This window comes from Bacillus sp. EU55 (assembly GCF_038005925.1).
Classification (GTDB): domain Bacteria; phylum Bacillota; class Bacilli; order Bacillales; family Bacillaceae; genus Bacillus; species Bacillus velezensis.
This window is the reverse complement of sequence record NZ_JBBOUE010000001.1, coordinates 1950698-1964840: the sequence shown is the minus strand read 5'-3', so window position 1 is coordinate 1964840 and position 14143 is coordinate 1950698. Positions and strand designations below refer to the sequence as shown.

General features: G+C 37.6%; 4 protein-coding genes and 2 pseudogenes. All 6 read left to right on the top strand.

The features are described 5' to 3' along the window. Positions 1-27 precede the first annotated feature (27 nt). Positions 28-4443 (top strand): annotated as a pseudogene (locus tag NYE50_RS09785) (phage tail tape measure protein); the annotation flags it as partial. Positions 4444-4992: 549 nt separating this feature from the next. Next, complete coding sequence (locus NYE50_RS09780) at positions 4993-6816, top strand: reverse transcriptase/maturase family protein (RefSeq protein ID WP_224989084.1); 1824 nt, start codon at positions 4993-4995, stop codon at positions 6814-6816. An 82-nt stretch (positions 6817-6898) separates the two neighbouring features. Continuing rightward, a pseudogene (locus NYE50_RS09775) lies at positions 6899-9397 on the top strand (peptidoglycan DD-metalloendopeptidase family protein); the annotation flags it as partial. Positions 9398-9454: 57 nt separating this feature from the next. Further along, entirely contained in the window at positions 9455-10213 is a 759-nt protein-coding gene (locus NYE50_RS09770; protein ID WP_110124736.1) for a phage tail domain-containing protein, read from the top strand. Positions 10214-10225: 12 nt separating this feature from the next. Then, a complete protein-coding gene (locus NYE50_RS09765; RefSeq protein ID WP_224988066.1) occupies positions 10226-12844 on the top strand; it encodes a DUF7359 domain-containing protein in 2619 nt (872 codons plus the stop codon). Positions 12845-13317: 473 nt separating this feature from the next. Further along, entirely contained in the window at positions 13318-14133 is an 816-nt protein-coding gene (locus tag NYE50_RS09760; RefSeq protein ID WP_127010479.1) for a hypothetical protein, read from the top strand. The last annotated feature ends 10 nt before the right edge of the window (positions 14134-14143 follow it).

Sequence of the window (14143 nt, the reverse complement as noted above, 5' to 3'; positions counted from 1 at the left end):
CCCCACTTGAAAGGATGTGACTTATTTTTGAGTCAAGATTTAAAAATAATATTGACCCCAAAAGCTGATACCTCCTCAAAGACTGTCGAACAGTTAAATCAGCAAATTAAATCTTTAGAGAAAAAGCTTAATTCCCTTAATTTAAAGACCAATATTGATGCCTCTGCTTTAAAGACTCTCAACGACTTCTCCTCTGCGGTTGACACTTACCAAAAACATCTCAAATCCTTCAATCAAACAATTAAAGAAACTACAATGATTACCAGAAATGCTGATGGCACTGTTGAAAAACTTACGCAGCAGTATAAGAAAAATGGCGAAATCATTCAGCGTGAAACAAAGACCATAGACAATCGCAATCAATCATTACGAGAACAAACGCAAGAAGTTAACAGGCTTGCTCAAGCGACTGAAAAACTAGGTCAGGTACAGAAAAGAACAGAACAGAAGAATTCTCAAGGACAAACAACGAGGGTTACTCAAAAGAACCGCAATGGGTTCGATGATATAACATATACGACTGATCCAAAAACAAACGCTACTACGTCAAAAGTAACAACGAATTATGATCAACAACGAAAAGCTATTGAACAATTAAAGCTAGATTTAGAAAAACTTAGACAGCAAGGAATTGTAACTGACACCACCCTCTCTTCTCTTGGACGGAAATTAAACACTGCTCAAACAGCTCAACAAATTGAAGCATTACAAAACAGAATTAAAATGCTCGATGATAAGTCTGCTGCTGTAGCTAAAAATAATGAACTCCGAAAAACTATTGAGCTTTATCAACGGCAAGCGCAGGTAAACGTACAAAACCTTAATACGCGTTATGGCGATACGATGGGCGCTGGAAGTAGACAAGCTATCCAAGAATATCTGAATGCAGTTAATAGTCTTAACGTAAGTGTCGGCGGAAGCAATATCAGATCTCAAATGCAAAGCTTGAACATGCAATTCAGGGAATTGGCTTCAAATGCGCAATCAGCAGCTAGTCAAGCCTCTTCTTTCGGCGCGGAGCTAACACAAGCTTTCAAAAGTATGTCTACATATTTAATCTCTGGTTCTTTGTTCTACGGCGCTATATCTGGACTCAAGGAAATGGTATCTCAGGCTGTTGAAATTGATACTCTAATGACAAACATCAGACGTGTGATGAATGAGCCTGATTACAAGTACAATGAACTTCTTCAAGAGTCAATCGATTTAGGTGACACACTTTCAAACAAAATCACTGACATTCTCCAAATGACCGGTGATTTCGGGCGTATGGGCTTCGATGAAAGTGAATTGTCCACTCTAACAAAAACCGCCCAGGTTCTACAAAACGTCTCTGACTTAACTCCTGATGACACAGTTAACACTTTAACTGCCGCCATGTTAAACTTCAATATTGCAGCCAATGATACAATTTCAATTGCAGACAAGCTAAATGAAGTGGATAACAATTACGCAGTAACTACTCTTGATCTGGCCAATTCTATTCGGAAAGCAGGAAGCACCGCTTCGACTTTCGGCGTTGAATTAAACGATCTGATTGGTTATACTACAGCAATTGCAAGTACCACTCGTGAATCAGGAAACGTTGTTGGTAACTCACTTAAAACTATTTTTGCCCGGATAGGAAACAACCGAAGCGCAATCAAAGCGTTGGATGAAATCGGAATTTCTGTAAAGACTGCAGGTGGAGAAGCAAAATCTGCGAGTGAGTTGATTAATGAGGTAGCAGCCAAATGGAACACATTAACTGATGCTCAAAGACAAAACACTTCTATTGGCGTTGCGAATATCCATCAATTGTCTCGATTTAATGCCTTAATGAACAACTTCTCTATCGCCCAAAATGCCGCAACAACTGCTTCTAATTCTGCAGGTAGCGCTTGGAGCGAACAACAGAAATACGCAGATAGCTTACAAGCAAGATTAAATAAACTTCAAAACAATTTCACCGAATTGGCTATAGCTTCATCGGATGCCTTTATTAGCGACGGATTGATTGAGTTCACTCAAGCTCTGGGTTCTTTGTTAAAAGCATCTACTGGAATAATAAACACTGTTGGTTTCCTCCCCCCTCTTTTTGTAACGATTAGCACCGCTACATTGTTACTCAGTAAAAACACTCGAACTTTAGCTACTACTCTTATATTTGGCTCAAAAGCAATGAGACAAGAAGCATTAGCTAGCATCGGATTAGAAGCAGGTATGACCCGCGCTGCTATTGCATCAAGGGTTTTGAAAACTGCTCTTAGAGGGCTTCTGGTTTCCTCAGTGGTTGGGGTTGCATTTGTTGCACTGGGTTTTGCTTTAGAAAGCGTAGTTTCATCATTCGCAGATGCCAAAAAAGCTAAAGATGATTTTGAACAGAGTCAACAGACTAATGTTGAAGCAATTACAACCAGCAAAGACTCCACAGATAAACTGATCAAACAGTACAAAGAGCTTCAAAAAGCTAAGGAATCAAGAACCCTTTCATCAGACGAAGAACAAGAATACCTTCAAGTTACTCAGCAATTGGCTCAGACCTTCCCCGCTTTAATTCAAGGTTATGACTCTCAAGGAAATGCTATTTTAAAAAGTAATAAAGCTTTAGAAGAGGCTATTGCAAATACTAAAGAATATCTTGAACTTAAAAAGACGGAAACTAAAGATAGCTCTAAGAAAACATTCGAAGACGCTGCTAAAGAAATCAAAAAGTCTAAGGATGAACTGAAGCAGTACAAACAAATCGCTGATTATAATGATAAAGGTAGACCAAAATGGGACTTCCTTGCTGATGATGACGATTATAAAATTGCAGCTGACAAAGCGAAACAAGGAATGCTTAAAGCGCAGTCTGATATAGCAAGTGGAAATGCAAAGGTTAGAGACAGTGTCCTCTCAATCGCCCAAGCATACAGTTCTATAGATATCAGCAACACTTTAAAGACGAGTATCAATGATATTGTAGGTAAACTCACTTTAAAAGATGATTTGAATCCTGATGATCTCGATAAATTCTCTTCTGCACTGGGTAAACTCCAAGAGAAAATGCAAACGGCGTTGAATTCAAACGATGAAAAAGCATTTGATAACGCAAAAAAAGACCTGCAAACTCTTTTAGAGACCTATGCTGACTCTGGTTCATCAATTGATGTCTTTAAGTTGAGTTTTGATAAGGCACAAAAGAACATTAAAGATGGCGACAAAGCCATTTCTTCTGTTAAATCTGAAGTTGGTGATTTAGGGGAAACTCTTGCTGAGGCAGGTAACGAAGCTGAAGATTTTGGTCAAAAGCTCAAAGAAGCACTCGACGCAAATGATATCAGTCAGATTAAAGATGTAATCAAAGGCATGTCAGAATCAATGCAGTTTGACTCTGTTCAAGGCATTCTTAACGGGGATATTTTTAATAACACTAAAGAACAAGTTGCTCCTTTAAATGAACTTTTAGAAAAGATGGCTGAAGGAAAGAGCATTTCTGCCAATGAAGCTAATGCTCTAATCCAAAAAGATAAAGAATTAGCCAAAGCAATAAGTTATGAAAATGGTGTTATAAAGGTTAACCGAGATGAAGTAATTCGTCAGCGAAAAGTTAAGCTCGATGCATATAATGACATGGTTCAATATAGTAATAAGCTAATGAAAACTGAAGTCAATAATGCCATTAAAACCTTAAACGCTGATTCTTTACGAATTGACAGCCTTAGAAAGCTTCGGAAAGAGCGTAAGCTCGATATATCCGAGGCAGAATTGTCTCAGCTCGAAGTTAAATCAATTAATAATGTAGTTGATGCGAAGAAAGAATTACATAAGATTGAAGAAAAAATGTTGCAACCTGGTGGATTTTCTAACAGCCAAATCTCTGCAATGGATAGCGTTAGAGCTGCTCTTAAATCGTATATCTCAGCATCAGAAGAAGCTACATCTACTCAGGAAACAAACAAACAAGCGTTAATAGAATCAGGTACTTCCCTTGAAAAATGGACAGACGAGCAAGAGAAAGCAAATGAAGAAACCAAAACGTCCATGTTCGTGGCTGATAAATACAAGGAAGCTCTAGAGAAAGTTAATGCTGAAGTCGAAAAGTACAATAAGCAGGTAAACGATTATCCAAAGTATTCTCAAAGTTATCGAAATGCCCTGCAGAAAGAAATTAAAGCACTCCAACAAAAGAAAAAGCTTATGCAGGAGCAAGCAAAACTCCTCAAGGATCAAATTAAGTCAGGGAACATTGCGCAATACGGTATCGTAACCTCTTCCCTCTCCACTGGTTCATCTTCTGGTAGTTCTTACACTTCGGGTGGCGGGTCTTACTCCGGTAAATACTCCAGCTACATTAATTCTGCCGCAAGTAAATACGGTGTTGATCCAGCTCTAATTGCAGCTGTAATCCAACAAGAATCAGGATTCAATGCAAGAGCTCGTTCTGGAGCCGGAGCTGCTGGTTTGATGCAGGTGCGACCGTAAGGTCATGTAAGAAATTTTCTTTAGCAAGAAACAGGTACGATCACGTCTCCTGTCATCACTCAACTTATCCGGGAAGGAAACTGAACGGGGAGTGTAGCATGTTGAGAAAGCCATAAGTTATCGAAATACCACGGTACGACTGAATGGCAAGATGAAAAGTTGTAAACAAGGATGAAAGCTAAACTGCTTAAACGATAGTCCGAGGTGATTAAAGGGCCATCTATAACGGAAGGTATTTATAAACGTTATACAACCAATACCCTATTGATTAATTGCATGTCAATCGGGAGTGATCTAAAGGTTGACCGTCTTCAATAAGAAGAAAAGGACGAACGTCGCATCCGAAATTACAACGCGCTTGTTCTTACATGTGCTAAACGGTGATTACCTAAGTTGGAATGCTTAATAGCTATGGCATTTAGTGCCTGAATATCCAATAAGGTAACGGAGTTTCCGTAGTAGTCCGAGGTAGGGAAAGCCTACCACATGGCGAAGGGAAACAGCTTATCATGTCTTACACAAAAATGGAAAGGAGCGTGAGGCTCTATGAGAAGTCCACAAGTCGTGTTAGACAGTCTAGCGAGACAAACAACTCGTTCGGATTATAAATTTAAACGTCTATATAGAAATTTGTACAACACGGAATTTTATCTCTTAGCCTATTCAAACATCTATTCTAAAGAAGGAAATATGACAGAAGGTGCCGACGGTCAAACTATCGACGGTATGAGCCTAGAACGCATTGAGAATTTGATTAACAGTCTTAAAGATCACAGCTATCAACCAAAACCATCGAAACGAACATATATCCCAAAGAAGAACGGGAAAAAACGTCCATTGGGTATACCATCATTCGAAGATAAGTTGCTACAGGAAGTAGTGAGAATGCTTCTTTCAAGCATCTATGACAAAACGTTTTCCACAGTGTCCCACGGGTTTCGGCCTAATCGAAGTTGTCATACTGCTCTAACCCAGGCAAAAAATAAATTCACTGGTACTAAGTGGTTCATAGAAGGCGATATAAAAGGTTTCTTTGACAACATAGATCATCATATCCTTATAAACATTCTCAGAAGGAAAATTAATGACGAAAACTTTATTAGTCTCATATGGAAATTCCTCAGAGCAGGCTTTCTTGAAGATTGGGTGTATCGTAAAACTTACAGTGGAACACCTCAAGGTGGGATCATAAGCCCCATACTGTCGAATATCTACTTGAATGAACTGGATCAGTTCATCGAGAAATATAAAACATCTTTCGACAAAGGTAATTCTCGCAAGAGATTGACAGAGTACCGCACAAAAGAAACGCGGCTCTTCCGAGCGAGAAATAAATACAAAAACAATTGGGACGACATGAACGAACAAGAAAAAGAAGATGCAATAGTTCACCTCAAACAACTTAAAAATGAAATGATGGAATTACCATATAAAGACCCTATGGACGATGGTTTTAAAAGGTTGCAATACGTGCGATATGCTGATGATTTCATTATCGGTGTTATTGGTAGCAAAGAGGACTGTGAAAGAATTAAAAAAGACATCACAGAATATCTTATCCAAGAGCTCAAAGTCGAGCTATCTCAAGAGAAAACACTAATCACCCACTCATCCAACAGAGCAAGATTCTTGGGATATGACATAAAGGTCAGTCATGATCCTTTAACTTCAAAACGCACCAGTAGTGGACACAAGCAACGAACCAGATCAATGGTTTGTGAACTTCTTGTCCCTCATGAAGCGTGGAGAAACAAGCTTATTGAATACAAAGCGATAAGAATAGATTCGAAGAATCAGAAATGGAAATCAATGCACAGATCCCATCTTCTTCAAAATGATGACTTAGAGATCCTTGCGATATACAATGCTGAAATCAGAGGGTTATACAACTATTATCGCTTAGCAAATAATGCATACAAGCTTCATCGCTTTAGTTACATTATGGAATACAGCATGTACAAAACATTTGCTTGTAAGTACAAATCAAGCGTTAGCAAAATCATCAGTAAGTATAGTGTGAATGGCAAATTTGCCGTAAGGTATCAGACGAAGAATGGGCAAAGAATTTCCTACTTTTACAATGATGGGTTTAGAAAGCAAACCGAAATTTCCAAAGATATCTCTATAGACGCCGTCCCGATGGGACGAGGAATTATTTATAATAGAACCAGTTTGATTGATAGACTTTTAGCGGAAAAATGCGAATGGTGCAATAGTACAAACGTGCCACTTGAAATTCATCACGTTAGGAAGCTAAAAGACCTAAAAGGCAAGAAAAGATGGGAAAAGCGCATGGTTGAAAGAAAACGTAAAACCATGGCGCTTTGTAAAGACTGTCATCTCAAATTGCACAACGGAAAGCTAGATTGATAAGTGGAGAGCCGTATACATCGAGAGGTGTACGTACGGTTCGGAGAGGAGTTCTTGGAAACCTAGCATAGAGATATGCCAAGGCGCCGGGTTCTTACTCTACTTGATGCCATCCACAGCTAAGAGTTTGGGTGTAAGCAATGTTTATGATCCTTATCAGAGCATTATGGGTGGCACGAAATATTTAGCCCAACAACTAAGCAAATTTGGCGGCAATGTTGAGAAAGCACTTGCTGCTTATAATGCAGGGCCTGGTAATGTAATTAAATATGGTGGCGTCCCTCCTTTCAAGGAAACTCAGAATTATGTTCAGAAGATCATGTCAAATTACACTAAGTCAATGACTTCTGCTAATTCCTCCATTGCAAGCTACTACACGAAGAATAGTGCGTTTAGAATAAGTTCTAAATATAATGCGAAAGATGGCGCTTACCGATCAACTCCACATAAAGGGACAGACTTTGCCGCAAAAGCCGGTACAGCAATTAAGTCTTTGCAAAGTGGAAAAGTTCAAATTGCTGGCTATAGTAAAACTGCCGGTAACTGGGTTGTCATTCAACAGGATGATGGAAAAGTTGCTAAGTATATGCATATGCTTGATACCCCTTCTGTTAAAGCCGGTCAAACTGTTAAAGCTGGCCAGACCATTGGTAAAGTTGGCAGTACGGGTAATTCAACAGGAAATCACCTTCATCTTCAAATTGAGGAAAACGGAAAGACGATTGACCCTGAGAAGTATTTAAAAGGTGTCGGTACATCTATTTCAGATGCATCTCAAGCTGAAGCAGAGCGACAGCAAGCAATCGCACAAGCTAAATCCGACCTCCTCTCCCTCCAAGGCGACATTGACTCAGTAAACGATCAGATCCAAGAACTCAGATATGAAATCGTTCAGTCGAAACTTGATGAATATGACAAACGTATTGGTGATTTTGATGTAAGAATCGCTAAAGACAAAGCACTCGCAAGTCATTATCTGAGCGACAGTAAAGAGTTCCGTAAGTATACAAATGATCAGAAAAAAGCTTTAACTGAACAGCAAAAGATTCAGAGTCAGAAGGTTTCTTTTATTGAAAAAGAAATCAAAACAAACAAAACTTTGAATGCTGCTCAAAGAGCACAGCTTGCTGAGGAATTAAAACAAGCTAAGATTGATCTCATCAACTTTCAAGAAGAAGTAAGAGAACTTCGAGGACAGCTCATTCAGTCTGAGGTTGATCAAACGCTTAACGGTATTGAGAAATCAACCAAGAAAACTGAATCCAAGCTAAAAGATGTTAGCAACAAAATATCCATGACCGAGGAAGATAAAGACAAGGTTAAATATTATAGCCAACAGATTAAGCTTATTCAGCAACAACAGACTGAAGCGAAGAAGTACATCAAACAGTTGGAAGCACAAAAGAAAGCTGCTAAAGGGTTCCCGGATATTCAGAAACAAATTACTGAAGAGATCGAGAACTGGAAAGATAAGCAGAAGGATTACAACCTAGAGCTTTACAACACAAAGAAATCAATCAAAGATGTGTATAAATCTCTTGCTGATGAAGTTGTCTCTATCTACAAAGAGATGTACGAAAAGATGCGTGATATCGAATTAAAAGCGCACCAAAAAGCTACACAAGACTTGATTGATGAGATTGATAAAACTGATGATGAAGCTAAATTTCAAAAACAGTTAAAAGAGAAGCAAGACAGTATCCAAAAACTCACTGATCAAATTAATCAGTATTCTCTTGATGACTCAGAATTTGGCAAGTCAAAGGTTAAGGAATTGACTGAGCAGCTACAAAAGGAACAGTTAGATTTAGATGAGTTTCTTAAAGATCGTGAAAGTAGCAAACGAAAAGAAGCGTTGCAAGATCAGCTTCAAAAAGACGAAGATTCAATTAACAAGAAATATGATGATCTCGTCAATGATGAGCGTGGATTTAAGGAACTTGAGAAAAAGCTAATGGATGGGAAGATTACTGATATTGCTAAACAACTGAATGAATTCTCTAAGTTCATTAACAGCAATATGGAGTCCATTGGGAAAAGCATCTCTAATAACCTTATCGATAAGCTTAAAGAAGCTTCTAATGCCCTTAATACTGTGACCAAGGGTAATAAAACTGGGAAAAAGGTATCTTCTTTTGCATCGGGCGGATATACAGGAACAGGACTAGGCGCTGGTAAGCTCGCCTTCCTTCATGATAAAGAGCTTATCCTAAATAAAACAGATACTGAAAATATGCTTGAAACTGTAAAGCAAGTTCGCAATCTGTCTAATAACGATTTGAATAATGAAACACCTAAATGGGGGCAAGGTGGGAAATTAGCAGCTTTGATTAACAAAGGGATTACCTCTATTCCATCAATAATTCCGAATATTAATCAATCGAGTCTTTCTAATAGTTTGATACCAAATGTTAAAACCACTAGCCTCCCTCCTACCACAACCGTTAATTCTAATGGTGATAAAACAATTAACACACCAATTATTTTCAATGTTGATAAACTTACAGGTGGGGAAACTGGAGCAAGAACAATGCTCGAAACCATCAAGAAAGAAGTTATAAAATTAAATGGAAGCATGTAAGAGTCTGTATAATGCAGGCTCTTCAGCTTGCTTTTTGATTGGTAAGGGTGGAATTTTATGATTAGAGAAAGTCAATATTTCATGTTCGATGATATCCCCTCTTATGAAATTGGGGCAGTGAATGTAAACACAGATGGCGGACTAATGGAAGAGACATTCATAGCGAATAGAACAGTAAATGAAACATATACACGATCAGCTTCTGAGCCATATGTAGACAGTGTTAAACGTGAACCCTATGAGATCCCTTTAAACTTTTACATAGAAGATCATTTAGATGAAGAAAATATTCGAAGAGTTGCACGTTGGCTAAATGTAGATGATTATAAGCCTCTTTCATTCAGTAGTAATTTAGATATCATTTATTTTGCTCTGCCAGTGAATGCAACAGATTTGGTACACAACTGCTCTAATGACGGATATGTGAAGCTGACAATGAAAGTTTTTCCTTATAGGTATGGACGAGAAACAACTACCCATTGGTATGACATATCATCAGGTTCTAATAATATAGAAATTAATAATATAGGGGATTTAGATATCCCACTCTCTCTTGAATTCAAAAAAATTGGTGATGGAGACATCACAATTGAAAACTTGACATCTTACAAAGAACCTCTAAAATTCACATCAATTAAACATCAGGAAGTTATTAATGTAGATGCCAATAAAGAGCTGATCACCTCCAGTGTTACTGGGTATGAGTGTTATGATCAAGTCAATGAGCAGTATGTTTTTTTAACAAGAGGGATAAACAGAGTTAAAATAACGGGCGAATGCTATATCCGGTTTATATACAGATATAAGTATTTGTAAGGGGATGTTTTATTGATTTACGATTTTAAACCAGGCCATCTCAAACTTTCTTTAGCAAAACCAAATAAAAAGAAAGTCGCTAATATAGTAGATTTCTCTAACGCCTCTCTAAATTTGAATTTTGTTGAACTCCACGATCTAACTTTTAATATCCCACTTAAAGCAAGATATAATTTCAAGATGAAGTCAAACCATGTGGCAGAGCTCATAAAAGGCTGGTATCTCATTAAGGCAGAGTTCTTAAACAGAGTTGAATGGTTTGTAATAACCGGATTGACAAAGTCAGAAAATGAGGAACAAACAATACAAGTTAGAGCTCAAGGGCTTCCCTACATTCTTCATAAAAGCAAAATCAAATCATATGAAGGCATCTCTAAAAATCTGTTGGAAGTTGCCACAGATTGTCTTAAAGGAACTTGCTTTACTGTAGACTTTATTGACCCCTCTTTTAATGAAAAACGCCGCTCCTTTGATGTTACCTCTACCCGATATGAGTTTTTAAAGAACATTGGAGAAACTTTTGAGGCTGTGCCTATATTTGATACTGTTAACAACACAGTATCATTTTATAAAAAAGAAACTGTGTCCAAGTATAAAGGTGTCCAATTCTCTCCTAAAAGGTTCATGATTGATATGGAAGATACCATTGATATTGATGAAGTTGTAACACGATTAGACATTACCGGTAAAGATGGAATTGTTATTAATTCAGTCAATCCTACTGGACAGAGTTACTTGGATGATTTCTCTTATTTCCTCTACCCTTTTGAACGTGATGAAAAGAGAAATGTAATTAAGCATAGTGATTACATGGATGATGATTTGTGCCATGCAATTTTAGATTACAATGAACTTGTAAATAATGAAGGCTCTTCTTTTTACCTCCTTTTAAATCAGAAAAAAGATCTGGAAGCAATAAAAACAACACAGGAGAATACCCTCTTCACCCTAGAAAAAATTGAATTACAACAAATCTTAGATAAGATCACAGTAGCAAAAAAAGCTGGAGATGACACGAAAGACCTTATCAAGCAAAGAGATGCCAAACAACTTGAAGTTACATCAAAGAAAGCTGAAATATCCACCACTGCCAATCAGATTTCCAAGATAACTGAAGAAATAGCAGTGTTAAAAGATCGGTTATCTATGGATAAGTTTCTCGGTGAAAAGCTAATGAAAAAGTTGTCTTATTTTATCCGTCAAGATGATTGGTCTAATGACAACATTTTTGATGAAACAGAGCTGTATGAAAAAGGCCTTGAGGAACTTGGGGAGAAAAATACACCTCCGGTAGACATCAGAACAAACATTGTCAACTTATTTACTGTCAACAAAGAAAAGGATTTTTGGGGTAGAATTTACCTGGGAGATATAATCAGATTAGTTAATGACGATTTTAGAACTGATGTCAAAGCAACACTTACAGGAATGAATTTTGATTTTGAGCAGCAAAGTATACAAGTAACACTCTCGAATGGAAAAAGAGCTACTACGATAGAACAAGACTTTGCACGCTCATTGTATACTGCTAAGAAAGCATCAACTGAATTCAATAAGAAAAAGATTGATTATGATACCCTACTGACCAATTACAATGCACGAAATGATCGTATATCTGCACCCGTAGCAAACCCAACTATCCGAAATGACGGGACTGCTATAACTCACGTTGTAAATGATAATGGATCTGTAGATGTATCAATTGAATGGGATTTTCCAGACTCCGATGAGGATAAATACAATATCGATGGTTTCCTTATCCATTGCTACTCCGACACATCAGATGATACCTATCTTTTTGGTTCAAAGATGTCATCTGAACAATATTTATCAGTTAGTTATGATAAACGAATTGCAACATTAACCGGTCAAGTTTCAAATAAACACTATACATTTGGAGTACAAGCCTATCGCACAGTAGAGACATCCATTGATAGCAGTGGTCGAATACTATCTGATATTGTACAGCCTAAATCCCCTTCAGAAAACCCCTACCTCCCTTCTAATTCTGTTGAAGTGAAAGGAAGTCTAAGCGGAAAAGTTAACGGGCTTTATACAATATCCACCGAAACAAAGCCTATTTCGCCAGATGCAGGAACGATTTGGATTGATTCAAAGACTAATAAACAAGAGCTTTTTAATGGTGAAGAGTGGATTGTGTCTTCTGCGGGCTCGGCTGATTCATTAAATGGTTACACGACTTCAACGCTATCCACGCCTAATTCAATACCTGTACGTAATGACCAGGGAATCATTACAGGTTCCATAGATGGAAACGCTGAGTTTCTTGGCGGTAAACCACACTCAGAATATGCGCTATCCTCTGATGTTCCTCAGATAGCTAAAGGAACGTATGTGGGCGATGGAACAATTAGCAAACAAATATTGCTGCCTTTCACTCCAACACATGTGAAAGTGTGGCCAGTGTCTCCTAATGATTCTATGCTATTAATTGATGAGACAGGGGGTTATACGTATCAGATAAATGAAATAGGAATATCCCTGGTTGGGGGAAACTCTACATACGGAAGTATAAACGAACTTGGGTTTATAACAGGCTCAGATAGCAATCAAAGAGGGAATAAATTAAATACAAAGTACATCTGGGAAGTATATAGGCATGTAAAATAAACAGGCGTACCCTTATTGGATGCGTCTTTTTTTATTTCAACTTTCTTTCTAAATAAAATTCTACTTTATGCAAACACTTGACCGTTTTCATACGATAACACCCCTTTTTCACTTAAAAATACCTTGTAAATTATAAAAAACTTTACCACTTGATTCCATATTAGAAGTTGTGTCATGATGGATTTTGGTATATAAAGTGTTTAACAGAAAGAGTGAGGGGATCATCGATGAGTGAAAAAAAATATGAATCTATACACTGGTTTGCGTCAGTACTAGCGCTTTTATTAATAATTTTGAATAGTTTTTTTATAAAAATTGAGGGTGTAACTGTTGGTATTGCGATTGTATACATAGTGATCATGGGAATTGTTAGGAGCACATGGAAAAAGGCTTAGAGAGAAAGAAGAGATAGTCGCGCACTTGGAAGAATTGCTCAAATCAATTACACAATAAGAAAGGGCGGTGAATTTAGTTTGGATTTTCCTCAGCTCTATAACAACCCTATCCTTTCTCGAAAAAGGAAAGGTTCAAACGATGATCCTTATTTAAGTTATAGTGAAACTTTAACCGTTTATAACGGCCGAGCCGTACTTACTGAAATACCAAACCCCGAGTACAGAGTTATAGTTAGTGGTGACAGTAAGGAATGGCGAGAAATTGAAGATGGTGAATTAGAAGACAACTACTTTAAGGTTGAATACCTTATGGGGGTTGTCTTTTTCAATGATTCGAATGAAGGTAAATCACTTACTTTTACATATCAAGGAGAAGGTGCATCCTTCTTCCCTGCCTCAAGGATTTGGATTAAACGGCAAGGAAATATGGTCATTGAAACACTTCAAGGCTTAATTGATGATGCTGAAGATGCCATTATTCGTATCAACGAACGTATTGCTGAATGTGAACGTGTCACCAAGAGATGTATTGAAATAACAAATTGGTGCAGACAAGCAACATCAGATTATGAGTATGTAGTTGAGAACACTAGAAAGATTTACTTGCCGTTTGTGTACACCTATCAGGATTTATTAAACACTTATCCTTCCCCTCAAATTGGTTGGACTGTCACTGTAAAAGAAACAGGAATTGAATATCGATGGGATGGTTTTGACTGGATAAATATTAGCGTCTCAGATAAGTATGACGGTTTCAACATTGTTTCTAGCTATGTAGAGCCTTACAACATCAGATCAGTATGGTTGAGAACGAACAATGCTCCCAAAAAGATGAGGATAAAACCTTCTGCAGAACCCCCTGACGGAAGTATGGTTTGGATTAGAAAAGGATAAGGAGGAGTAT